Origin of the sequence: Nostoc sp., assembly GCF_036917615.1 — a bacterium.
Classification (GTDB): domain Bacteria; phylum Cyanobacteriota; class Cyanobacteriia; order Cyanobacteriales; family Nostocaceae; genus Nostoc.
On sequence record NZ_JBALCZ010000095.1, the window covers coordinates 1 to 23,010 of the forward strand.

At 42.0% G+C, this 23,010-nt stretch carries 23 protein-coding genes and 1 pseudogene; 13 read left to right on the top strand and 11 right to left on the bottom strand.

Going from position 1 to position 23,010, the window contains the following annotated elements; genetic code table 11:
- Positions 1-645: 645 nt before the first annotated feature.
- Positions 646-1,017, bottom strand: coding sequence for a hypothetical protein (locus tag V7K85_RS36130; RefSeq protein WP_334821515.1), 372 nt, complete (start codon positions 1,015-1,017; stop codon positions 646-648).
- 129 nt (positions 1,018-1,146) lie between these two features.
- Between V7K85_RS36130 and V7K85_RS36135 the strand changes: the two genes are divergently transcribed.
- The 3 genes from V7K85_RS36135 (at position 1,147) to V7K85_RS36145 (ending at position 3,323) form a co-directional block, all read left to right on the top strand.
- Positions 1,147-1,320, top strand: coding sequence for a hypothetical protein (locus V7K85_RS36135; protein ID WP_273765553.1), 174 nt, complete (start codon positions 1,147-1,149; stop codon positions 1,318-1,320).
- A gap of 104 nt (positions 1,321-1,424) precedes the next feature.
- Entirely contained in the window at positions 1,425-2,144 is a 720-nt protein-coding gene (gene rnc, locus V7K85_RS36140) for a ribonuclease III (protein WP_334821518.1), read from the top strand.
- Positions 2,145-2,261: 117 nt separating this feature from the next.
- The gene (locus V7K85_RS36145; protein ID WP_334821520.1) at positions 2,262-3,323 is read left to right on the top strand and encodes a Gfo/Idh/MocA family protein; all 1,062 of its coding nucleotides are present in this window, start codon (positions 2,262-2,264) and stop codon (positions 3,321-3,323) included.
- 280 nt (positions 3,324-3,603) lie between these two features.
- On the opposite strand, the pseudogene V7K85_RS36150 reads toward V7K85_RS36145, so the two are convergent.
- The 3 genes and pseudogenes from V7K85_RS36150 to V7K85_RS36160 form a co-directional block, all read right to left on the bottom strand.
- Positions 3,604-4,338 (bottom strand): annotated as a pseudogene (locus V7K85_RS36150) (DUF4114 domain-containing protein); the annotation flags it as partial.
- Entirely contained in the window at positions 4,302-4,625 is a 324-nt protein-coding gene (locus V7K85_RS36155) for a hypothetical protein (RefSeq protein ID WP_334821522.1), read from the bottom strand. The pseudogene V7K85_RS36150 and the gene V7K85_RS36155, both read right to left, overlap by 37 nt.
- Before the next feature lie 743 nt (positions 4,626-5,368).
- On the bottom strand, positions 5,369-7,498 hold the full coding sequence (locus V7K85_RS36160; RefSeq protein WP_334821524.1) for an ATP-binding protein: 2,130 nt from the start codon (positions 7,496-7,498) through the stop codon (positions 5,369-5,371).
- A gap of 295 nt (positions 7,499-7,793) precedes the next feature.
- On the opposite strand from V7K85_RS36160, the gene V7K85_RS36165 reads away from it, so the two are divergent.
- From V7K85_RS36165 to V7K85_RS36175, 3 genes are all read left to right on the top strand, one after another.
- On the top strand, positions 7,794-8,534 hold the full coding sequence (locus tag V7K85_RS36165; RefSeq protein ID WP_334821526.1) for a RibD family protein: 741 nt from the start codon (positions 7,794-7,796) through the stop codon (positions 8,532-8,534).
- 98 nt (positions 8,535-8,632) lie between these two features.
- On the top strand, positions 8,633-9,814 hold the full coding sequence (locus V7K85_RS36170) for a GNAT family N-acetyltransferase (RefSeq protein ID WP_334821528.1): 1,182 nt from the start codon (positions 8,633-8,635) through the stop codon (positions 9,812-9,814).
- Positions 9,815-10,070: 256 nt separating this feature from the next.
- Positions 10,071-10,454 carry a DUF4346 domain-containing protein gene (locus V7K85_RS36175; protein ID WP_334821530.1) on the top strand — a complete coding sequence of 128 codons (384 nt, stop codon included), beginning with the start codon at positions 10,071-10,073 and terminating at the stop codon, positions 10,452-10,454.
- A 73-nt stretch (positions 10,455-10,527) separates the two neighbouring features.
- On the opposite strand, the gene psb32 is transcribed toward V7K85_RS36175, so the two are convergent.
- Positions 10,528-11,259 carry a photosystem II repair protein Psb32 gene (psb32, locus tag V7K85_RS36180; RefSeq protein ID WP_334821532.1) on the bottom strand — a complete coding sequence of 244 codons (732 nt, stop codon included), beginning with the start codon at positions 11,257-11,259 and terminating at the stop codon, positions 10,528-10,530.
- A gap of 1,111 nt (positions 11,260-12,370) precedes the next feature.
- Here psb32 and surE point away from each other — a divergent pair.
- The 4 genes from surE (at position 12,371) to V7K85_RS36200 (ending at position 15,702) form a co-directional block, all read left to right on the top strand.
- Positions 12,371-13,051, top strand: a complete 681-nt coding sequence (gene surE, locus V7K85_RS36185) for a 5'/3'-nucleotidase SurE (protein WP_334821534.1) — start codon at positions 12,371-12,373, stop codon at positions 13,049-13,051.
- 485 nt (positions 13,052-13,536) lie between these two features.
- Positions 13,537-14,160, top strand: coding sequence for a hypothetical protein (locus V7K85_RS36190; RefSeq protein WP_334821536.1), 624 nt, complete (start codon positions 13,537-13,539; stop codon positions 14,158-14,160).
- Positions 14,161-14,247: 87 nt separating this feature from the next.
- On the top strand, positions 14,248-14,895 hold the full coding sequence (locus tag V7K85_RS36195) for a PAP/fibrillin family protein (RefSeq protein WP_334821538.1): 648 nt from the start codon (positions 14,248-14,250) through the stop codon (positions 14,893-14,895).
- A gap of 81 nt (positions 14,896-14,976) precedes the next feature.
- Positions 14,977-15,702: an MGMT family protein gene (locus tag V7K85_RS36200; protein WP_334821540.1), complete on the top strand. Its 726-nt coding sequence runs from the start codon at positions 14,977-14,979 to the stop codon at positions 15,700-15,702.
- 73 nt (positions 15,703-15,775) lie between these two features.
- On the opposite strand, the gene V7K85_RS36205 is transcribed toward V7K85_RS36200, so the two are convergent.
- The 6 genes from V7K85_RS36205 to V7K85_RS36230 all read right to left on the bottom strand — a co-directional run bounded on the left by V7K85_RS36205 (position 15,776) and on the right by V7K85_RS36230 (position 19,561).
- Positions 15,776-16,543, bottom strand: coding sequence for a hypothetical protein (locus V7K85_RS36205; RefSeq protein ID WP_334821542.1), 768 nt, complete (start codon positions 16,541-16,543; stop codon positions 15,776-15,778).
- Positions 16,544-17,319: 776 nt separating this feature from the next.
- Positions 17,320-17,715 (bottom strand): hypothetical protein, encoded by a 396-nt coding sequence (locus V7K85_RS36210; RefSeq protein WP_334821544.1) that lies wholly within the window; start codon positions 17,713-17,715, stop codon positions 17,320-17,322.
- A gap of 182 nt (positions 17,716-17,897) precedes the next feature.
- Entirely contained in the window at positions 17,898-18,176 is a 279-nt protein-coding gene (locus tag V7K85_RS36215) for a hypothetical protein (RefSeq protein ID WP_334821546.1), read from the bottom strand.
- Between the two features lie 86 nt (positions 18,177-18,262).
- Complete coding sequence (locus V7K85_RS36220; protein WP_334821548.1) at positions 18,263-18,475, bottom strand: hypothetical protein; 213 nt, start codon at positions 18,473-18,475, stop codon at positions 18,263-18,265.
- Positions 18,476-18,628: 153 nt separating this feature from the next.
- Complete coding sequence (locus V7K85_RS36225) at positions 18,629-19,066, bottom strand: NUDIX hydrolase (RefSeq protein ID WP_334821550.1); 438 nt, start codon at positions 19,064-19,066, stop codon at positions 18,629-18,631.
- Positions 19,067-19,087: 21 nt separating this feature from the next.
- Positions 19,088-19,561 (bottom strand): hypothetical protein, encoded by a 474-nt coding sequence (locus tag V7K85_RS36230; protein ID WP_334821552.1) that lies wholly within the window; start codon positions 19,559-19,561, stop codon positions 19,088-19,090.
- A 522-nt stretch (positions 19,562-20,083) separates the two neighbouring features.
- Here V7K85_RS36230 and folD point away from each other — a divergent pair.
- The 3 genes from folD (at position 20,084) to V7K85_RS36245 (ending at position 22,827) form a co-directional block, all read left to right on the top strand.
- Complete coding sequence (folD, locus tag V7K85_RS36235; protein WP_334821553.1) at positions 20,084-20,971, top strand: bifunctional methylenetetrahydrofolate dehydrogenase/methenyltetrahydrofolate cyclohydrolase FolD; 888 nt, start codon at positions 20,084-20,086, stop codon at positions 20,969-20,971.
- Between the two features lie 138 nt (positions 20,972-21,109).
- The gene (crtE, locus tag V7K85_RS36240) at positions 21,110-22,042 is read left to right on the top strand and encodes a geranylgeranyl diphosphate synthase CrtE (protein ID WP_334821555.1); all 933 of its coding nucleotides are present in this window, start codon (positions 21,110-21,112) and stop codon (positions 22,040-22,042) included.
- 329 nt (positions 22,043-22,371) lie between these two features.
- Positions 22,372-22,827, top strand: coding sequence for a divergent PAP2 family protein (locus tag V7K85_RS36245; protein ID WP_334692899.1), 456 nt, complete (start codon positions 22,372-22,374; stop codon positions 22,825-22,827).
- Positions 22,828-23,010: the final 183 nt, after the last annotated feature.

Sequence of the window (23,010 nt, forward strand, 5' to 3'; positions counted from 1 at the left end):
CTGTTTAATATCAAAGATTGTTCATACTTTTGCTAAGTCTCTGATTCACTCAGCCCTGCTGGGTCTTTTTGCATGGCTTAGTCTAAACTCCAGTTAAAAAGGGGGGTTAGCAGGGTGGTTTCATACGAAAAAAGAATAAATACATAAGTCTTGATTCTCGTTTTGTGACATGGCTTTTTACCCCGCTTCCATTCCTCTGCCCGAAAGGTCGAGAGGCTTTGAAACCCAGTTTTAGTTTTTTCTCTGCTTGTATGAAACCACCCTGCCCTTAAAAAGGGGGGTTAGGGGGGATCAAAATCTAGCTGATACATCGAAAAATTTTTACTCTTCTTATCAGACTAGGCTTTTACGTTAAGTTGAGACCAATGATAGCCGTATGCCCCTACCCATACATCTGTCGCATTCTTATTTCAAATTGGTATATGGTCATTTAGTTGTCTAGGTTCGCACCTAGCGGCAAATCCTCCCAAAAGAAATTTCTTCTGGTTTCTTGCCAACGAATCGCACTTGTGTCTTAAATCCTAGTAGCATATAACTATTGTATAGCAATATGCTACCAAATGGAATCCGAAAAACAGCTAAATATAAGAGTTCCAGGACATGAAATGGAAATACTTGAAGCGTACTGTCAGCAGACATCAAGGACTAAAACCGATGTACTGCGTGAGTTAATTCGTAACTTGTCAAAGAAAGTGAGCAAAAGTAAGTAATTGTTAGCTTTTTAGGTGCTGTTGTTGAACCCTCCATCGTCACCTTGAGCAATGCTGGCTGTTCTGGTGTAGGTGTTCCCATAGCCTCTAGCGTTGCTTCTAACGCTTGTACTTGAGAGAGCATAGGAGACTTGAATCCTTTATTCTCTAACACTTGCTTACAGGCTACAACAGGGAAGGTCAGGAGTGCATTAATGTAGGATGCCTTATCAGCAGGGTTCCCTATTGCTTGGATGCCGTACTGTATCAGACATAAATTGCATAATGCTCTCGAGCTTTTAACTTCTAATTCTGTGCGTGTAAACATAAAATAGAGTTACCTCTTGTAAAAGTGGGAATCGGTGGTGAACTAGTTTGCAAGACACGAACACCACCGATATAAAACTTTATTCCGTTGTTAACATCGACTTCAAGCTATATTTACGTTTCTATATAAATGGCTAAAGCTAAGGGTAAACCTGAAAACTTTGGAAACCAACCAAGCAAAGAATTAACCGAACAATTGAATTTTCGTGTCACCAAGGAAATGAAGGAAGAAGTAAAAGCTAAAGACGACCCTCCTGAATTTTGTCGCCAAGCTATCCAAGAGAAGCTAGATAGAGAGAAGTAGCAAAAAGTTGCTAAAGTAATAGTCCAAGAACTTTAGAGATATAAGATAGATAGCTAGTTGCCTCCCCAGCCCCCTACCCCTGCCCTTTTCCCCTGTGTCATGTAATGCCTCTTGCTTATCCACGCCGTCAACGGCAACTCGAAAGTTTAATCCAAAAATTTGGTCTGTCAACAGAAGCACCTATAAAGTGGGAACTGTTGGATTTAGCGCTAACTCATCCTACTGTCTCTGAGTCGGCAAATTATGAACAGCTGGAATTTGTTGGCGATGCAGTGGTGCGGCTAGTGTCGGCTGTTGTGTTATGGGAAAATTATCCTGATTGTCCAGTAGGGGATTTTGCGGCAATTCGTTCGGTGTTGGTGAGCGATCGCATCCTCGCCCAATTGGCGAGAGTTTATGGTTTGGAGTTATACTTACTAGTCGCTGGCAGTGCTACTGCTGATAAAGTTGGTCAAGAGTCACGACTGGCAGATGCTTTTGAAGCAGTTCTGGGTGCGCTTTACTTAAGCACTCAAAATCTGGAACTGATCCGCTCTTGGTTAGATCCCCACTTCCAAGAACTAACCACAGAAATTCGCCTTGATCCTGCCAGACTTAATTACAAAGCTGCTCTCCAAGAATGGACTCAGGCACAATTTAAAGTTTTACCAGAGTATCGGGTTGTGGAAATCAGTCAACCGCACCGCAATCAAGAACGTTTCTTAGCTGAAGTGTGGCTGCACGGAAACATGCTAGGAGTTGGTAAGGGACGCTCGATCAAAACCGCTGAACAAGCCGCAGCTAAGGTAGCTTTTTTAGCAATTACTAATCCGCAAAAACCCTGAACTCAAAAGATTATAAATAAACTGATAATCAGTTAGTTGTCTGTCATTAGTTATTTATTGTTTGACTAATGACCAATGACCAATGACTAATGACTAATGACTAATGACAAATAACTAATGACAAACCAAATTAAAATTGCTGTTATCGGAGTTGGGCGTTGGGGAGTGCATCTGTTGCGGAATTTCTTAGCAGATCCCCAAGTAAATGTAGTTGCTGTAGTAGACCCTCATCCAGAACGATTAGCGGCGATAAAGCAGCAGTTTAAGTTAGATGAGAATGTATTATTAACAACCGAGTGGCAAGATTTAAAGAAAGTGCCAGGGTTGACAGGGGTGGCGATCGCAACTCCAGCTACCACTCACTATGCTTTAATTAAAGACGCTCTCCAACAGGGATACCATGTTTTGGCAGAAAAACCCCTAACTCTCGACCCAGCAGAATGTCGGGAACTTTGCCAGTTGGCAGAACAGCGTCATTTAATACTCATGGTTGACCATACTTATTTATTTCACCCAGCAGTTGAGGAAGGGCAAACTGTAGTACAAGCGGGTAAATTAGGTGATTTGCGCTATGGCTATGCGACACGTACCCATTTAGGGCCTGTCCGGCAAGATGTTGATGCGCTGTGGGACTTAGCTATTCACGATATTGCTATCTTTAACGCTTGGCTGGGTCAGATCCCTGTGAAAGTACAAGCAACGGGTACAGTGTGGCTACAGGGGCAAGCCAATAGGGAAATTACCCACTCTCCATCCCAAGGTTTAGCTGATCTAGTATGGCTAACACTGACATACCCAGATGGCTTTCAAGCTTATATTCATTTATGCTGGCTGAATACTGATAAGCAGCGACGGCTGGCGATTGTAGGTAGCCTTGGTAGTTTGATTTTTGATGAAATGTCGCGATCGTCACCTCTAACGCTGCTACATGGGGAGTTTGAACAGCAGGGCAATCAATTTATTCCGGTAAATCAAAGGCAGGCAGTGCTGGAATTAGAGCCAGGGGAACCATTGGGGCGAGTTTGCTCCGGCTTTGTTGTCTCTATCCTCAACAATACTCCCTCAGAGGTTTCCTCTGGCTGGGTAGGCACACAGTTAGTAGAAATTCTTGCTGCACTAACAGTATCTCTTGAGCAAGGCGGCAAACCTGTTTTTCTTAATAACTGTTCTCAACTGTAATTCTCAAGAGAGAATTACAATTTATGGCTTTGCTGATTTGATGTATGAAAGCAACCAAAACATATGTAGAGACGTAAAATTTTACGTCTCTACATTAGCCCTGTCAAGGTGACAAATAGCCTGATAATAATGCTATGCGATCGCAAGTAGAAAAGTGCAGAGTATTGCTGTTGAGCGATATGGCTTTCAGGTGAAGTTAATACAGAGGAGCTGCCTTATCCCCCACCTGAACTTGAAACCAATGCACAAATGGAGTGTGGGTGATGTTTAACAATTTAGATTAGGCAAGACTCAGATTGACTTTCACGATCACATCATTGAAATCTTTGTCACCACCACTTGCTAAATCCTCAAAGCTAAAGATGTTACTGCCTAATAAGCGAATGTGATCTACTTTATCAGCGTTAGCTCCCAAGAATGCGAAGTAAACTGCTGGATCGTTATTTGGATTGTTATCAAGTAAAGCATCAGGGCTACCATTGGCAATAATAAATGGTGCAAAGATAGAACCAGGCTGAAAAGTTCCTGTGTAAGTTGCCGCATCTTGGTTATTAACTGTTAAGTCAATGCCTGCGACACGCCCACGAATGGCGGCTTCAGTATAACCAGCTTGTCCGATGAGAATATCGGCTTTGCCATCTCCATTAGTATCAATGCCACCATTCTCATCAGTTACTTGATAAAAGCCGATGAAATTATTGAAAGCTGCTTTTCTGTTGACCACAAAATCAGCTTTTACCTGACTTTTGATATCCTGCAAATCAATAACTTCTCCTTGTGGTTGTCCTTGCAGATTTGTATCCAGAGGTAATGAATCATTGGTGGACTGAACTTTTACCACTAGATCCTTGAAGTCACCAGTGCTATTACCATCCGTATCCTTCCAAGCCAAGGAAAACTCATCAGATCCCATATCTGTAATCTTTTGCCTTAAGGGGTCAGAAAATAGTATGTCTGTAAGTGGGATAACTCCAGCCCTTACAGCATCAGTTGAGCCTGAGCTAAAGCAGCAAAAATAGCTCCCTCATCACCTGGTGCGCCAGTACTATTGATTATAGAGTCAACTGAGTGACCAAATTCTTCTAGCAGTACACTTGCGATCGCCCCCACATATCCTTGATGATTTGTAATAAACTCCTGTGAGAAATAAATCTTATTCGTAGCCGCCGCAAAAGCCCCATTAGCTCCATTGATATCTGCTGCATGGCGAACCTCTATCTCAGGAAAATTACTGAAATCATTTGCTGACCATGCCGTTCTCAATGAGTCAACATTAGCCCCCTCGCCAAAAGCGATCGCCATCTTTTGACCAAAATCAAGCTCACTAGCAAAATTACTTAAGTTGTTTTGTGTTAAAAACAGAGTTATTTCGACGATAGCTAAGTATACCTGGTCAAGAATTAAAGAAGACTTAACATTTATTTTTTTTCAACAATGCGTGTATTACTTATATAGCAAGCAGTCTTTAGTAGACAGGGCGAAGGTTAACGTCGATTATTGGACTAAAAATGATTGTCTAAATCTTCTAATGCAAAGTATAAAGCATAACGGCCTGAGAAAAATCGCATCTTTTTAATAGATTTACGTAAAGTTTTATAACACATAAAGTTTCTCGTGTAAACATAGTAAGAAATTTAGTATTTATACGTAGATAAATGAAGATTTAAAAGGCGATCGCGCTAGTCGAGCAATTATTGTAATCCCCTCCCCGCAGGCGCGAAGGGGAGATAAAGTGTAGCTTTCGCGGGGTCGGGTTTTCCAGATTTAATAAGTAATCAAGCGAACATGAACTGAAGCGTTTTTTAAAATATCTGGTTGATTGTATAAGAGCGCGAATACTCTTTGCATCAGCCCTCGAACCATTACACTAATTAGACTCTGTTTGATATATTGCACCCAGCATTTACTATACCCTCTGCACTTGATCGAATGGCATATGATCTGGCTAGAATGACACCTTGACAGGGCTAGTCTCTACATCAACGATTCATACCAGTATTCAGCAACGCCAAATTTCTTTATTTTGAATTAGAGTGTAGCAGGGATTACCTTTCAGAAGCCCCATTCGCATAAACTTCTCCTTTTGGAAGACTTACCACAATAGTTTGCTGCGGCGAAAGGCTAATCTCGTAAGTCTCCTTCCCAAGTAACACCTGAAACTTCATCGGCTTCTCTTTATCTACAACTGCTTTCACAGAATTCTTGATCCCCAAAGAGAGACTTCCCCCAGACTCCTGTAGGCTTGGGGGGCGGCTTACCTTTACTCCCTTATTCCCGGAGGAAAATCCAACAACCCCTAAATTTTCTTCTTTCTTTGTAACAGGTAACAGTGAGATATCAATCAAAGGTAAGGTAACCTTCAGTGTCGTACCTTGATGAAGTCCCGCACTCTCAAGAGTAATGCTCCCTCCCATGAGTTCGATTAAGTTTCGTGAAATTGCTAGTCCTAGTCCGGTACCTTCAAACTGGCGCGTGGTTGTGCCATTCACCATCACAAAGGGGCGAAATAGTTTGTGCTGTTGAGTTGGATCAATGCCTATACCTGTATCTTTGACAGCGACTACCACCTGAGATTTACCATTACTATATTCAATTTCAGTAGAAACGGTGATGCTTCCTATGTCGGTGAACTTAGTGGCGTTGCCGATAACATTAATCAGCACCTGCTTCAGTTTTGCTGCGTCTGCCTTAATTGGTATCAGTTCAGGATCTAACTCACATTTCAACTGCAAGCCTTTTTGTTGAACATTAACTGATTGTAAATTAATTACCTCTAACAATACTTGTCGGAGGTCAATCGGGATCATGACTACTGAAAGCTTACCTGCTTCGATTTTAGAAATGTCGAGTAAATCATTAATAATACCTAGCAAGTGAATCGTTGTTTCATCGGCACGTTTGAGGAACTCCATTTCTTCTTCTCGGTCATCACATAAGCCATCTTCAACCAGGCGAATACAGTTAATAATAATATTTAATGGGTTTCTCAATTCATGGGAAGTTGTAGCCAAAAACTGGCTTTTAATTTGGTTAGCGGTTTTTGCTTCTTTCCAAGCTCTTTCCAGTTCTTCTGCGCCAGCTTTGAGCCGTTCTACCATTTGGTCTAATGCTTGGGCTAGTTGATTGAATTCCCTGATTTGAAAATTGTGCGGAACTGGTTGTGCGGCGTGGTGAGAGTGAATATTAAGAGCGTAGTCTCGCAATTCTTCTACAGGACGTGCCAAGTAAGGAGCTAGATATAGGGATGCTAACAAACTTGCACCAATCAAACCAACTGTCAAAACAATCAGAATTAGTTTGATTTCCTCTAAACCAAAAAGCGCATTATCGACACTAGTAACAGCTAAAACTATCCATTTTTGCTGCGGCTGTTGGGTGAGTGGATTTGCAATAGCTGTATAGCCAGCTACTGATTCTTTACCCTGTGTAAAAGACAAATTTATCGAATCATTTCCTCTCGCAATTGCATTTTTAATTATGCTCTTGAGTTGGGAAGCATTTGGGTGCTGATTAATATTAGTTCCCACCCAGTCTGTGAATGGGTGCGCCAAAATTGTGCCGTCTTCAGCAATCACTACCATAGCGCCTGTGAGCGATCCCGGCTGATTTCTGGTTTGTTGGTACAATGCAGACTGAATACTTAAGCTGTAAACTAAATTTCTTCGCCTATCGGAAACTGGTGCAGATAACACTAATTGCAGTTGATTTTGTGTGTTTCTTTTTCCAGTTATTCCTGCCTTTGGTGGAAAGATTGCTTTGACATCAATTCCGTCACTAGGCAAAGGTAATCTCAATTCTCCAATTGCTTGATCTCCACAGCTACTGGCAATTATTTTCTGGTTTAGCAGATTCGTTAATTGGATGCACTCAATAGTGGCTGGAAGTTGTTGCCTTAACTGCGTGAGAATTTCTTGCTCTTGTATAGGCGAACCCGACGGAATCACCGTTGTTTTACTTACACTCAGCAAATTAGCTTTTAAGATAGCGATCGCATCTCCAATTCTCTGCCCTTTATTGATGGCGCTTTCTGTTAAATTTTGACGTGCGGTTCCCAATATGCTAGAACGTGCCTTATTTAAGGCAACAATCTCGCCTATGAGTAAAACTGGGACGAACAGAAGCAATATTCTCGTTACTAAAATTCGACGAAAGGAAGATTGACGGTAATTAGTCATCGAGTGTCTCACTTTGCATCTGCAAACCACAACAGCAAAGAATATGCAATTAGACGAGCTAGATGAGACATTTTATTAAATTATCAGAATTTTCTTTTCAATGTTTAAAAATAACAAATTGCTATAATTCAAAAAGAAACCTGGTATACCAAAACTCATATATGCTAGACCTAAAAGCGATTTGTATTGCATATGAAAACAGTGGTGAAATTGTGAAAGAGTAGCTTGCAGGCATGGATTTTTTTAAGAATCTACATACTAGCAAAGAAAATATTCAAACTATCAAATCAATCTAATGTTGCAACATCGTCCTCATACTACAGTTGTTTTAGCAATGAGTGCAGATGGCAAAATAGCAGATTTTAGGCGATCGCCTGCTCGGTTTGGCTCAAGGGTTGATAAAGCACACTTAGAAAAACAAATTGCTGCCGCTGATGTCGTTTTATTCGGTGCTGGTACTTTGGCTGCCTACGGAACAACACTAACCGTAACAGATCCAACTCTAGTGCAACATCGGGCGCAAGCAGGAAAGCCTCCGCAGCCAGTTTATATAGTGATTACACACTCTGCAAACCTCAATCCGGAAATTCACTTTTTTAAGCAACCAGTTAAACGCTGGCTACTCACGACAACAGCGGGAGCACTTTCATGGAAAGGACGTTTACGGACGCTTCCCTCAACTTTGGGAACCGGAGCACAGGAGTGCCCTCCAGAATTTGAGCAGATTCTGGTTTTTGAAACACCAACGCGAGAAATTGATATTCCCGCAGCTTTGAAGCATCTAGCCACTCTACATATAACACGCTTGGTGGTCTTGGGTGGAGGTGAATTAGTCGCCTCCTTAGTGGGATTAGATTTAATTGATGAATTATGGCTGACTGTCTGTCCACTGATTTTAGGTGGTAATACCGCACCCACACCCGTCGAAGGAAAAGGATTTTTATCCGATTTAGCTCCCAAGTTACAACTTCTAGAAGTTCATACAGTTGAGCAAGAAGTGTTTTTGCACTATCGCCTGCAACGATCAGCAGATTAGATTACGCTAAGTAAAGTTATTGGGCATTAATTTCCCTCGCCTGCCCCCCTGCCTCTTACTGATCCCCACTCCTTACTCCCCTAAAATAAAACCACACGATGGTGGAACAACTAAAGCCTCGCTATTCTGTCGTTTGGACAAACAAAATCGCCGAAGTACCCCAAAATGCCTGGAATGCTTTGGCAATGCCACTCAAAACGCCGTTTTTAGAATGGGAGTGGCTAAACAATATCGAAACCTCCCATAGTGCTACGGCTAAAACTGGTTGGTTGCCAAATCACTTGACATTGTGGCGAGATAAAACGCTGATTGCGGCTGCGCCACTTTATCTCAAAGGACATAGTTCTGGTGAATTTATTTTCGATCACCAATGGGCAGAGTTAGCCGATCGCATCGGAGTCCAGTATTACCCAAAATTGCTGGGAATGACACCATTTACTCCCGCTGAAGGTTATCGGTTCTTAATCGCCCCAGGAGAAGATGAGGATGAAATCACAGCGATGATGGTGCATGAAATTGACACTTTTTGCTCCAAAAATCGGATTTCTGGCTGTCATTTTCTTTACGTTGATCCCCAATGGCGTCCGATGCTGGAACGGCATGGCTTTACAACATGGCTGCACCACAGCTACGTCTGGGAAAATGCTGGGTTTAAAACTTTTGATGACTACTTGAAAGTGTTTAACGCTAATCAGCGCCGCAATATCAAGCGGGAACGCAAAGCTGTGGAGAAAGCAGGTTTACGATTGCAAGCGTTGACTGGTGATCAAATTCCTCAGTCTTTATTTCCTTTGATGCACCAGTTCTATGCTGACACCTGTGATAAGTTTGGCTGGTGGGGTAGCAAGTATCTCACACGGCGGTTTTTTGAGCAGCTAAACACCGATTATCGCCATCGAGTGTTGTTTATTGCTGCATATAGCGAGCAAGATAACTCTCATCCTTTAGGAATGTCCTTTTGTTTGTTTAAAGGTGACAAACTCTATGGACGCTATTGGGGGAGTTTCCAAGAAATAGATTGCTTACATTTTGATGCTTGCTATTATGCGCCGATAGAGTGGGCGATCGCTAACGGTATCCAAATTTTTGACCCTGGTGCGGGTGGGCGTCACAAAAAACGGCGCGGTTTCCCCGCTATGCCCAATCACAGCCTGCACCGCTTTTACAATAATCGTTTAGGGCAAATTATCCGTCCCTATATTACGGAAGTGAATCAACTCGAACAGCAGCAGATTGAGGCGATTAATGCAGAGTTGCCATTTAGTGAGAAAAATGGTTGAGGAAAAGGAACTATTTTCGTAGCAGAGTTTGCCGAATAATTAAACTTTACTCGGCAAACAGATGCTTACTTTCCTTGTTTTCAAAATCGTGAAATTAAACTGTTGGCGCATTGCCACTGCCCATTCTCTAATTTGCTTTTAAGCAAAAGGAATCAAAAATATCTGAAAGATATCAAGAAGACTAAGGAAGATAGGAATTACACTTGATATAGAGTGTAAAAACCCTGAAGAAAGAAATTTCCTTTTTATAATGCTTATGGATTTAATAGTTGAAGATTTAGCAGCAATTGATGATAAACTTTCCCAGCGTCATATTGACCTTGATCCCGGTGGATATTTCATTATTTACTTGGATCGAGACGCAGGGTTAATTTATGCCAAGCATTTTACAAATGTGATTGATGAGCGTGGTTTAGCTGTCGATCCAGAAACGGGAAAGGTAATTCCGGCGCGAGAAAAGGTAGAACGAACTTACACGACGGTTTTTAGTGGGAGGACGGCGAAAGAACTTTGCATAAAGATTTTTGAAGAAACTCAGCCCCCTCCTGTAACTCAATTAAATCATACAGCTTATTTGGGCCGAGAATTTGTTCGGGCTGAGGTGGCTTTAGTCACAGAGCAAGAGTATGTTCAAGATTAAAGTTAGAAGTGAGGAGTTAAAAGTTAAGAGTTAAAAATTCCTAACTCCTAACTATTAACTCTCTCATTACCCATCAAGATGATGGCTGATTTATCTGATAGATGTAGTAAGTCGCCATTGGGATAACGGTGGCGGCAATTAACAATCCTACTACCCAAGCAGTAGCGTTACCTTGGTCGGTTTCTTCTGCTTTCTTGAAGGTGCCTTCTACCTGTACATTGTCAGTGACTTGGGGTGGACCTGGATCGGCTTTGCCGGAGAGGACGGCGACAAGGCGATCGCTTGCATCTAGAAATGCCTGATTGTATTTGTTACCATTGCGTAACGGCACACTTACGGTTTCATTAGCTACACTCTCGGCAATAGAGTCAGCGAGTAAAGGCTTGACTTGATCCCCGGTAATAATGGCAGTACCATTGGTAACCGTATCAATAAGCAATAAAGTTTGATTAGCTTGGGCTGATTTTGTGGGAAACCATTTTTCAAACAGCTCTTTGGTAAAGCTTTCCGGTGTTTCACCGTAGTCAAAGCGGCGAACAGTAACAATTCTGACTTCCTTCTTTGTTTGCTTTGCCAAATCCTCGAAAGCACTGCTAATCTTACCTTCATTCAGACGGCTGATGACTTCACCTTGATCTAAAACCCATGTGTTATTCCCTGCTGTGAGGTTAGGTATTTGATACACACCTGTGGCTAAAGCAGGTGTGGCAAACAGCGAAGCTGCTAATATAACCGTCACCAAAGGTAGAATTAGCCGGATCAGGTGTTTTTGACTGCTAAATACTTGTTTGAGGAGCTGTTTCATCGTGTGAATCCTAAGACAGACTTGCACCAAAAATACTACAGAACCACTAGACATCTCCGAAAATTAATTATGCGTTCACTCAAACCCTTGTAGAGACGCGAAATTTCGCGTCTCTACATTCTTTTCTGGAGATGTCTACTGTAAAAATCACCTCGTTCCCGGTTTTCTCCAGTATGAAGTATCCGCTACTGCTACCAGATATATATTGTACGGGATTTTTTGACTGCACAAACTTGTTCTGAAAGCGGCTGCAAGCATTAACCTGAAGCTAACACTCTTGCAAGTGACAAAAAATACCGCCCATTTGGGAAATTAACCCAAATGCTTAGGGCGAAATTTGCAAACCATCTAGAAATCATATCGTATGCTCAATACTTTTGGCAGAACCAAGAATATTTTTCATATCTGCAAATAGCTTTTCCTGCTGTATCCATTGATGGATGATATCTGCATTTTTCTGATATTTTAGCTAAATCAGGGCTTACGCACTCAAAACCTAAAACCTCGTTCGCGTAGCGTGCGCGAAGCGCACTCCCCCTAATCCAATACGCTTGGGTTAAGGAAATTTATCTGTTAAAACAGACAGGGGAGGCTGGCGTTGCAGGAGGAGAGAAAAAAGCTTAACCAAGCGTATTGCCTCCGAACCCACGTCACTTGCTCCACTTACAGAGAAGTCGAAGAGGCTGCGCTATCGTCCTACAGCCCTTCTCCTAAAGGAGACACTACGCGAACGGGCATCCTACGGCGGGTGTCTCCCCTTCTTTACGAGACGCTTTAGCGCATGGGGACCGCAGTGGCTCCCTTTAAAAGGGTATCTGAAAAGCCCCTTTAAAAAGCAGGGCTGTTTCATTCCATCTCAAACAGGATTTGTCAAGATGGTTTGCGAGAAAAATTATAAGTGAGGGTGACGAGTAGATGAACTTTTAAGCACTTAAACAACAGTAAGATTGTTCATTTTCTCGGCACGTTGGTAACAAAATAATCAATTTTGAATCGCTAGAACACTTGATTTTTAAGGCTCTTTAGGGAATGAAACAGCCCTGCTTTAAAAAGGGGGTTGGGGGATCTCTGATGCGTAAGTCCTATAAATCTATATCCATATAATATATACATGACCATAATTTTAACTAACGACGACGGTATTGACGCTCCCGGTATCCAAGCTCTGCTCAAAGCTGTAAACGGCAGAAATGCTATTATCGCTGCTCCTGTTGATCATCAGTCTGGCTGTGGACATCAAGTTACTACGACTCGTGCCATCAACCTCCAGCGACGTTCTGAAACTGAGTATGCGATCGCAGGTACTCCCGCTGATTGTGTGAGAATTGCCATAACACAAATTCCCGCCGATATCAAATTTGTCCTTTCAGGTATCAACGCTGGGGGCAACTTGGGAGTCGATGCCTACATTTCCGGCACAGTGGCCGCCGTGCGAGAAGCCGCAATGCACGGTATTCCCGGAGTTGCCATTTCCCAGTATCGCAAAGCCAAGCAGAATTTTGATTGGGATCTGGCCGCCAAATTCACAGCTGAAGTTTTAGCGGACTTATTCAAGCGTCCCCTAGAACCAGGAAGCTTCTGGAATGTGAATTTGCCACATCTACAACCAGAAGAAGCAGATCCTGAGGTGGTGTTTTGCCAAGCCTGTACCAAACCTTTGCCCGTGAACTATCGAATTGAAGGCGATAATTTTTATTATGTAGGAGAATATGCCAAACGCGATCGCATTCCTGGTAGCGATGTGGATGTATGTTTTTCCGGCAATATCGCGGTAACTAAGTTAAGGGTTTGACATTTAATTAACAGTTATCAGTTTTTAGGCTATTACGAATTACATAGCTTGCTTCTCGCCGGAGGCGAGTATTACAAATTCCGAATTATTTTAGTCATCTAATGCTTGAATTAAGGACATAAACCGATCTACAGTTTGTGTCAGTTGATATTTTTGGAGTAAATCATCTTGAGATTCTGCAAGAGTCTGTACAGCATCACACAACGCGACAATTCACCAAACACTAGTAACAAACATTTATCTAAGTGTAATTTATCCAAAGTAGGAATTGCAATTTACACCTCTTACGTCAGTACAGCCTAAATTTAAGCGTTATTTAGACATTGGGGAGAGCTTGTAGGACTATTAATCTTACGGCTATTGTTTGTGCTGCTCGCGATCGCGATCGCGAACAAAATTACTGATCCAGTCATAATTTTCAAGGTTTTGAAATCTGGTAAAGTTTCAGTGGCCCTGAACACTAATTTCAAAAAAAGGAGAAAAATATGCAGTTTCTCAAAATTGTTATTGTTGCTCTCGTGTTGATGGTAAACCTGGTAATTGCTCAACCTTCTTGGGCAGGCAAGGATTTTACTAAGGGGGCTGACTATGCTGAGGTAACTCAGGCGCTCAATCAACTTTTAACTGTAAAGGATACACCTGAGCAAGCTGGCTATACACCTGAGCAATTCCAGCAGCGACTGGCGCAATTGCAGTTTCAGAAAAATGTCATAGAAACAGCTAGGAAGCGGGCGCAGTGCCGCAATGAAACTGGAAAGACGTTGGCTGTCTATGCGAATAAACCAAAAAAATCTCCAACCCAACTCTACTTCTTGGGCGCAGGAACAATCACAGATGATGATTGGGATTGCGATGGCATTTACTTACCCGCAGGTTCTCAAGTGGTTCTAGATCCGAACACTCAACCACAAGAATTGACTCAACCAATCGCCGTCAAGTTTGTCGATGGTACACAGTCTATTGCTAGAACCAATCCAGCCACTGGTGTAATTGAATTCAATGTTGAACCTGCCAAAGTATTCAAGGCGGGTGAGAGCAACTGGTTGCTCCCCACTTTATCCCAAGCAGATATCGATACGCATATTCCCACCCCACAACTCATTGACTAATCTCATCTAGATAATTCAACTTTTATGCGGTAAGCGCATAAAAATCGAACTAAAGCAATAGGATATTTAAAGGAAAATCTTCAACCATTGAACAATCAACTTTTAATTAAGGAAAAATTACGAGCCAAGCTTGAGAAGATTCAAACCAACAGCGCTCGCTCTCCCGTTACTGATTTGAACCTAGACAAAACCTTAGCCGAAGAAATTGAACAATTGACAATGGAACTGGAGAGCCTCAATCCCAATCTCTATCCTCTTCTCAACGCTACTTATTTGCTGGAGGGAGCTTGGCAACTGCAATACTCTACTGCCAGAGAAATCCGTTCTTTAGTTTCTCTGCCATTGGGATTAAAGCTGGGTAAAGTTTATCAAGTGATTGATGTTGCAAATAAATTGTTTTTCAATCTAGCTAAAGTTAAACATTCTCTGGGGCTAATATCGGGATATGTCAAAGTGACAGCTAGGTTTGAGCCAGCCAAAGAAGATTTAGAGCCTCTACCGAACAAACGTCTCAACGTTTATTTTGACAAACGCTACCTATCGATTGAGAAGATTGTTGGCATTAATACTCCCCAACTCAATCCATTTAAGGTTGTCCCAGCTAATAATCGTACTGACAGAACTGCCACACTCGACATTACTTACTTAGATGAAACCTTAAGAATTGGACGTGGAGGAGATGGGAGTCTATTCATTCTTAGTAAATCCAATGATTTACCTGACTTTACCTCCTGAATTTGAAATTACTCACGCAGCTGAGTGAATATGCCTCTCTCAATAATGCATCTTTTCACCAAGGTAAAATCAGATTCTGCGATGGTAGAACTGAAAACATTAAATTTAAAGTTAGGTCATGGTATAGAAGGAGATATTAATGCCGATCCTATAAGTCCCAGGCAAGTTTTAATTGTTAGGTATGAAGATATTTTAGACTTATCAATTAACCCAGGAGAATTGCGAGAAAATATTGTGGTTAAGGGTAGAGAATTTGATAATTTTATCCCTGGAACTTTGCTAAATTTTGAAAGTGGTGCAGCAATTCGTCTAACTTTTCACTGCGAACCGTGTAAGCGAATAGCCCACTTGGTAGAATCCTTAAAAGGCATCCAAGGTAAAAGAGGAATTTTAGGCGTAGTTATTAAATCAGGTAAAATCCAGGTTGGTAGCAATTTTCAGGTTCAAGCTAATAAATTTCCAGCATTATCTGAAAATCCCTATGAACGATTCCTAAATTTTATCATCAAAATTCCAAGTGGGAAAGTAGTTACATATAAACAGATAATCAAAGGCATAGGAGTAAATAATAGCTATCTAAGAGCTATTCCTACATACCTGAAAAAAACCTCGGCTGCTAATTATCCGGTACAAAGAATATTAGACTCTAAAGGCTATTTGATAAGTTATGTGAGCCAACAAAAAAGTAAGTTAGAAACTGAAGGGATTAAGGTTTTATCTGAGGCAGATTGTTTGAGCAATTTAAACCAAAATTTTGTAGATATTAAAGATTATTTATGGGAAGATGACACTATATATCTAAAATAGATATTACTAACATAATTTTCATAGATATTTGTAAGATTGTCCTGTATTTTGGAATGGTAAATACTCTGTTTCATCAAGACGATCCCTGATTTTTGATTTGTTTAGATGTAGCTTCCATAAAGTCGATAAAAACCTTTATGATCTTATGGATTCCCTCGCTACCTCCTGCAATTAAACCTCCTGTCAGCAATGCATCTAAACAACGGAAAATAATTAATTGTATGGGATTATCTAAATCAATAACTACAAGTGGCTCAATTGAGCGAATACCTATTGCGCTCATTAAAAGACCAAATAAAAGGGATGTCCATAGAGCAATTGTTCGAGTATCAGATTTATAGGCTGCTCTTTGGCGCTCTTTTTCATTTATATGATCCATTTGTGGCTTGAAGATTTTTAATGAGTCTTGTTGATTTTGTGTAAAATTTTGGATGATTTGCTGTTCTAAACTCATTCCTTCAGGCGGTAGTCCACTGATTTGATTTGATTCCAAAGAAGGAAACTGTTTCTGTTGGACTTCCATATTTTTTATTTTCTCTAATATTAGAGCCTTTTCTTGCTGAATACTAATATCTAACTGTTCGACGAATGGGCCTCGCCAAGTAGTTATAAAAACTTCTAAAGAACGCTCTAATAACAAAGAAATAAATAACTGTATGGTGAGTAGCTGGATAATATCATTAAGCCCAAATGGTTTTAAAACAAATGGTTTAGATGCTAACCAAGTTGACAAAGTTACTACTAGAAAACTAATAATAATTAACAAAACAAATAGAGGAGATTCGGGAGAAAGCTTTTGCAACGTATCTATACTCCTGTTTTGCGCCACAATATTTAACACAGTGTGGAGGTGAGAACTACACCTGCTGAGTAACTTAACAACGTTAATTTGATAGAACAGTAAATAATTTATTACCCGACCCTTTTTTCCAGGAGTGTGATAGACAACGCCACTGCAAAAGCGATGTCTTCTGGTGCGTCCGCTACGCTTGCTTAAGAGTAGGGGTACGACGGGCTACATAGGTGTCAACTTAAGCCCAAACACTCAATTTCCCCTTCTTTTAGATCCCCCAACCCCCTTAAAAAGGGGGCACTCGATTTTAGTTCCCCCCTTAAAAAGGGGGGTTAGGGGGGATCAAAATCTAGGTGGTACATCGAAAAATTTTCACTCTTCTTATCAGACTAGGCTTTCATGTTAAGTTGACACCAATGGACGGGCTACGCCTACGCACTTTGATGGTAACGGGGTAATCTGATGGTTCTTAACACCAGAGGCTGACTAGCTAAAAGTATTGCTATACAAGCATTTCATAAATAAACACTAGGCTTCAAATGTACTACTGTGCATGAGGCGATCGCGCTTCCTCCCCCGCTTTCCTCTAAAATAAATATGAAAAGGTGTGTTAAAGAAAGGGGGCAACCCTAGAGCAAGCAGCAACCTTAGCATCAACTAAAAACCCCTCCAAGCTTGAAGGGGTTAAAGTAATTTTTGGTAATGGGATGGTGATTAGGGGGAGATAGCAGCTTTTCCTCCTTTATGACGCATTTCCTTGTCAAAGCAACGAGATAATAGTACAGCATTTCATAAATCCGTTACGAACCTCTGCAACCCTGTATTTAGTCAGATAAATTACTAGTACTACCGAATGATGTCAGCTGCGACTCGACAGCGTTTAGGTAACCTGTATCATTCAAAGTTTGTGCTGGTAACTTTTTAGCGTTGACAGCAGCCTTAACTACATCTAGTGCAGTCAGGCTTCCTGTTTGGTATTGAGATACCAAAGCACTACCACTAGGAATACCCTGTGCTTTTAGATTACCTTGATAAGCTAGAAATGCAGCTTCAAAGGGTTTGAGGTAGCTGACGTTTGTAGAATGAGTGAGTAAATTGTTAAAGTTGATAGCTATAGGTTCGCCACTATTGTTAGTAGCTGTTTGAGCGCCACCGATTCCAGGTAATAAAGCAATAGAAGCAACAATAAGTACAGAATCTATCAAAGTAGAGAATTTCATAGGGTTATTTTTAATTAGAGTAAAGTGCAATTAGTATTCTTGAGTAATAGAGTCTTATTTTTTATCAGTCTCAACTTCCTGCACTCAGGTCACCTGAACGGTTGATTTGTTCCTCACCCATTCGGGCGATCTAACAGGACAAACTTGAACAGATATATATTTAACTGAGGTAATTTAAAAATTTATGCAGCGCTGTTACTCAGTTGTAGGCGTAGCCCAACCCAGCGAAAAGTGTATCGCGTCGTTTCCCGCCGTTGGCGCAGCCCACACTTCTCTACAAGACGCTGCGCTTGCTTCCACGTTCGCGTTAGCGTCTCCGTTGGCGCAGCCTCTCCGTCAGGAGAAGGAGAAGTGGTACGACATGGTTCGACTACTTCAACTGCGCCCTTCTGTACGAGAGGCTGCGCCAACGACTCCTTTACCTCGGCTTCTCTACGAGACGCTGCGCGAACGCTCGGCACAAGTCGGCTTCTCTACGAGACGCTGCGCGAACGCTCAAGGCAAGCCGTTCAGGACAAGCGAGCGTATAAGTACGCTCACCAGCCGCTCAGTGACCGCCGCAGGCATCTGTTAGCGTAGCCTCTTCTCTACGAGAGGCTGTGCCAACGACTGTCGGCATCTTGAATTTGACACTGCCTAAAACTGAGCAAGAAAAGAACAAAGTTGTCATCGCTTGATCATATCCTTGGGCCACCAGGGAGAATTTGTCGCGCTCAAACTGCTTGAATGCCTCGTGAAGAATGGGAGGCTGACCCGTCATTTGTTACCTGCTTCCCTCTTTTCGGGACATAGATATGGATTTGTACCCTAGTATCCAATGTGTAGTGTATCACTTTGTTAATGCCCTATAGGAGCTAGGCGATCGCTTTTTTAGTAATCGCACAATTAGCGATCGCGTCCGTTACTTTGATACTTAGGGCTGTTGCTTTTTGTCTATAAAATCCAAGATAATTCGCTGATGCATTGCTCCTAAAGGTCGCACAACGCCAGCGTTTTGCGAATAACAGTTACCTTGGTGAATATCTTCTGCGGTCAATAACCCCATGTCCCAACCTTCATTCAAAACCAGTTGATTTAATTCCACCAAGAGTGGTGCATGAAAGACATGACGGACAACTCTTTGGTTGGGATAACAGCCAAATTCAACAAAGGGTGGTAAATTGTAGCCAATTTCTTCTAAAATTTCTCGCTTCACTGCTACCTCTGGCGTTTCACCAGGTTCGATATGACCGCCAAATAGCCCCCAGTAACCAGGGTAGAGAATACCGGGGATGTTGTCCCGCAGTTGCATGAGAAACTTGTTTTTTTGGTAGAGAATTGCGATCGCTACATGCACCGGTTGATTGTTCATATATTCATTTTTAATTACTGATTACTCTTCTTCTAGATAAACTTCCCCCAATTCTTTACCAGCTAAGGGGATACTTCGGTAGCGAATTTTACCCTTAATCACCACTTGTGCTCCCTTGGCCAGATTCTTTTGATTGGTAAGAACCCAAATTTTGCCAGTCGAGTCATTAATTTGATAACCCCACTGCTTCATCAGAGGAGCTTGCTTTTCCACCTGACCTTGGATGTAGACTGTAGCCTGATTGTCTTGTTTTGGTTTAATTTCTCGAATTGGGGTGACATTGGTACCAATTTTTAAGTTAACCCCATTCAAGCCAGACGAAGGCAAACTACCACAACTACAAAGTCCTACCACCAAGAAAAAAATCAACCCCAGGCGGTAGGGAACAATGCTATGTCCGTACAAGAACGAAAGGGACAAATTTCTCGCTTGTTCCATGAAAGCCACCGATTGAGCAAATTTTTGTGTCACTGTTTGCTTTGTCGCCAGTTTCATTCAGTCAGTTCCCATCTATAATGTTTTCTTCGGTTGCAGAAACACGCTCTCAACTGAGCAAAAAATGTTCCGATTTCATCCTTAATTTTTATATTCTTCAGATAACGTCGTTGATCTGAGAAAATAAACATTCATTATGGATTTACTGTGAGAAAAACGCTACGACATCAAACAGAAACACGATAATAGTTAAAAGTCAAGAGTCAAGAATCAATATTTTCACTTTGGATTTGGGACTATAGCGCTTCTCGTTTGGATGCAATACACTCTGACCTCACTTCCATTCGTCTCTCCTAAAAGGAGGAGCCACTGCGCCCTTGCGCTCTGCCGACTTGTTCGCTCTTAGCGTTCTTGCTCTTTAGCACGTGGCGTCAGAGGCTTTAAATCTTACTCCCCTTCCCTACAAGGGAAGGGGCTGGGGGTTAGGTCTGTATTCCATGCAATTGAGAACCGCTATATTGACTTTGCCTAGACCAGAAGCGGCTGAGTTTTGATAAAAGGCGAATATAGCTGGGAATTCTCATGGAAACAAAAACTGCCAAACTCCTTGATGGTAAAGCAATCGCAGCAAAAATTCAGCAAGAACTTTCTGTTGCTATTACCCAATTACAACCAAAAATTGAACGACCCCCTGGTTTAGCAGTGCTGATGGTTGGCGATAATCCAGCGTCAGCGGCTTATGTACGTAATAAAGAAAAAGCTTGCGCTAAAGTTGGCATCGCCTCTTTTGGTAAGCATTTTCCTGCCCAAACTACCCTTGGGGAGTTAGAAGAGGTCATAGCTGCACTCAACCACGATCAACGGGTGGATGGTATTCTTGTGCAGCTGCCCTTACCTAACCACTTAGATGCTGTGACTTTGCTACATCAAATTGATCCCGATAAAGATGCTGATGGACTGCACCCAGTTAACTTGGGGCGACTAGTACGGGGAGAAACTGGTTTACGCAGCTGTACCCCGGCTGGTGTGATCCGACTCTTACAAGAATATGAGATTCCCTTGCAGGGAAAACAGGCAGTAGTGGTGGGACGCAGTATTTTAGTGGGTAAACCAATGGCGCTGATGTTACTAGAAGCTGATGCCACAGTCACGATCGCTCACTCGCGATCGCATGACCTCAAAACTATCACCCAAAATGCTGATATTCTAATTTCAGCAGTAGGTCGTCCTGGACTAATCTCTGCTGAGATGGTGAAACCGGGCGCTGTTGTGGTAGATGTGGGGATGAATCGCGTCACCGATGCTAGTGGCAACAGTCGCCTGATTGGCGATGTCCATTTTGAATCAACCGCTGGTGTTGCAGGATTTCTTACCCCTGTTCCTGGTGGTGTTGGTCCTATGACTGTCGCCATCTTGTTGCAAAATACATTTGCCAGCTATTCTAGGACAGCAAGAGAAGCAAGAGAGTGATGAGTGATGAGTTAAGAATTCTTATTGGTAACTCATCACTCATCACTCCTAATTCCTAATTCTTCATTTTTTCAGCCCCACAGCATCTTAAAATTGTGACGTGTAAGACAAAAATCCCAAAATGTCAGGAATTTAAGAATGGTAGCAACTGATAACGTTCAAAAGACACCACCAGAGGAAGCCACGTTTAACTTAGCAGTCTATCTTAAAGAGCGACAAAAGCTTTGTGATACTGCTTTGGATCAGGCTATCCCGATCATTTATCCAGAAAAGATTTATGAGGCGATGCGCTACTCGTTATTAGCTGGAGGCAAGCGTGTACGTCCCATTCTTTGCCTTGCTACCTGTGAAATGATGGGTGGAACTATCGAAATGGCCATGCCAACGGCTTGTGCTGTGGAGATGATTCACACAATGTCGTTGATTCATGACGACCTGCCGGCGATGGATAATGACGATTACCGTCGCGGGAAGCTGACGAATCATAAAGTCTATGGCGAAGATGTGGCGATTTTGGCTGGGGATGGCTTGTTAGCTCTCGCTTTTGAGTTTGTTGCCATTGCAACCCCTCAAAGCGTTAACAGAGATCTAGTCTTGCAGGTAATTGCCCGTCTTGGTCGGGCGCTAGGGGCAGCTGGTTTGGTTGGCGGTCAAGTTGTCGATTTAGAGTCTGAAGGTAAATCAGATATTTCCTTAGAAACGCTAAATTTCATTCATAAACACAAAACAGCCGCTCTTTTGGAAGCTTGCGTAGTTTGTGGCGGGATCATAACTGGAGCATCACCTGAAGATGTGCAGCGACTGACCCGTTATGCTCAAAATATTGGGTTAGCATTCCAAATCATTGATGATATTCTGGATATCACTGCTACTCAAGAGCAATTAGGCAAAACAGCTGGTAAAGACCAAAAAGCGAAGAAAGTGACCTATCCCAGCCTTTGGGGGCTTGAGGAATCTCGCTCAAAAGCCCAAGAGCTAGTTAAAGCAGCTTGTGTAGAATTAGAACCATTTGGGGAGAGAGCCAAGCCACTCCAAGCGATCGCTCATTTTATAGCCAGCCGCAATAACTAGTACCGCTTTGGGTAATTCGTAATACTCGCCATTCGCGTAGCGTCTCGTAGAGAAGGCGATAAGCAAGCTACGTAATTTCTATACCGCAAGCGATTCATTGATTTGGAATGATTGGTTTATTGACGCTATGCTCTACTACACCGCCCAGCGGAATTCAAAATTAACTCATTCAAAATTCAAAAAGCTTATCAACTAAGCTTTTGGGCTATTTTGAATAATTGCTCTGTTTCCGCCGTGATGTACTAGGTTAATTTTGGATTTTGGGTTGAATCTAAATGTTTCCTCAACCAACAACTACTGCTAATATTTACTAACCTAACCAAAATATCATGCAGGACATAGGCAACATTTTAGACAACCGGGTGCTGCTGGTTGCTCTGGTAGCTTGTTTAATTGCTCAAGCACTAAAGCTCGTAATCGAGATCATCAAACATCGCAAACTGAATGTGCGTGTTTTGGTGACAACTGGAGGTATGCCCAGTGCCCATTCAGCTTTAGTTACAGCTCTAGCCGCTGGTGTAGGGCAAACACTGGGTTGGGCATCTCCTGATTTTGCCGTTGCGATGATTTTTGCGATCATCGTCATGTATGATGCAGCCGGAGTTCGCCAAGCGGCTGGTAAGCAAGCTCGTATCCTTAATCAAATGATTGATGAATTATTTCATGAAAAACCAGACTTTAGCCAAGACCGTCTGAAGGAATTACTCGGACATACACCAGTTCAGGTAATAGCTGGGTCGGCTTTGGGTATAACCATTTATTGGTTAGCTAGGTCTGCTTATTAAGCCACGCCAATGAATCTTTGTTTGAGCGACTATTTATAATTGGTAACTGGTAATTTGTCAACCTATTTTGGACTTTAGATTGACCCCATAAATAAAGTCACTTGCTCTGAGGATTTTGGATTTGTTCCACAATAAATACTTTCGCTTTAAACCTTTTTAAATTTTAAATTTTGAATTTAAAAT

Bases quoted from the DNA above. Each gene is read 5' to 3' on its own strand.
- V7K85_RS36135 (WP_273765553.1), top strand. From the start codon at position 1,147: ATGGCTAAAGCTAAGGGTAAACCTGAAAACTTTGGAAACCAACCAAGC.
- surE (WP_334821534.1), top strand. From the start codon at position 12,371: ATGACCATAATTTTAACTAACGACGACGGTATTGACGCTCCCGGTATC.
- V7K85_RS36165 (WP_334821526.1), top strand. From the start codon at position 7,794: ATGTTGCAACATCGTCCTCATACTACAGTTGTTTTAGCAATGAGTGCA.
- V7K85_RS36190 (WP_334821536.1), top strand. From the start codon at position 13,537: ATGCAGTTTCTCAAAATTGTTATTGTTGCTCTCGTGTTGATGGTAAAC.
- V7K85_RS36130 (WP_334821515.1), bottom strand. From the start codon at position 1,017: ATGTTTACACGCACAGAATTAGAAGTTAAAAGCTCGAGAGCATTATGC.
- V7K85_RS36225 (WP_334821550.1), bottom strand. From the start codon at position 19,066: ATGAACAATCAACCGGTGCATGTAGCGATCGCAATTCTCTACCAAAAA.
- psb32 (WP_334821532.1), bottom strand. From the start codon at position 11,259: ATGAAACAGCTCCTCAAACAAGTATTTAGCAGTCAAAAACACCTGATC.
- V7K85_RS36210 (WP_334821544.1), bottom strand. From the start codon at position 17,715: ATGAAATTCTCTACTTTGATAGATTCTGTACTTATTGTTGCTTCTATT.
- V7K85_RS36170 (WP_334821528.1), top strand. From the start codon at position 8,633: ATGGTGGAACAACTAAAGCCTCGCTATTCTGTCGTTTGGACAAACAAA.
- V7K85_RS36200 (WP_334821540.1), top strand. From the start codon at position 14,977: ATGGTAGAACTGAAAACATTAAATTTAAAGTTAGGTCATGGTATAGAA.
- V7K85_RS36230 (WP_334821552.1), bottom strand. From the start codon at position 19,561: ATGAAACTGGCGACAAAGCAAACAGTGACACAAAAATTTGCTCAATCG.
- folD (WP_334821553.1), top strand. From the start codon at position 20,084: ATGGAAACAAAAACTGCCAAACTCCTTGATGGTAAAGCAATCGCAGCA.
- V7K85_RS36155 (WP_334821522.1), bottom strand. From the start codon at position 4,625: ATGGCGATCGCTTTTGGCGAGGGGGCTAATGTTGACTCATTGAGAACG.
- V7K85_RS36175 (WP_334821530.1), top strand. From the start codon at position 10,071: ATGGATTTAATAGTTGAAGATTTAGCAGCAATTGATGATAAACTTTCC.
- rnc (WP_334821518.1), top strand. From the start codon at position 1,425: ATGCCTCTTGCTTATCCACGCCGTCAACGGCAACTCGAAAGTTTAATC.
- V7K85_RS36220 (WP_334821548.1), bottom strand. From the start codon at position 18,475: ATGACGGGTCAGCCTCCCATTCTTCACGAGGCATTCAAGCAGTTTGAG.
- V7K85_RS36160 (WP_334821524.1), bottom strand. From the start codon at position 7,498: ATGACTAATTACCGTCAATCTTCCTTTCGTCGAATTTTAGTAACGAGA.
- V7K85_RS36245 (WP_334692899.1), top strand. From the start codon at position 22,372: ATGCAGGACATAGGCAACATTTTAGACAACCGGGTGCTGCTGGTTGCT.
- crtE (WP_334821555.1), top strand. From the start codon at position 21,110: ATGGTAGCAACTGATAACGTTCAAAAGACACCACCAGAGGAAGCCACG.
- V7K85_RS36145 (WP_334821520.1), top strand. From the start codon at position 2,262: ATGACAAACCAAATTAAAATTGCTGTTATCGGAGTTGGGCGTTGGGGA.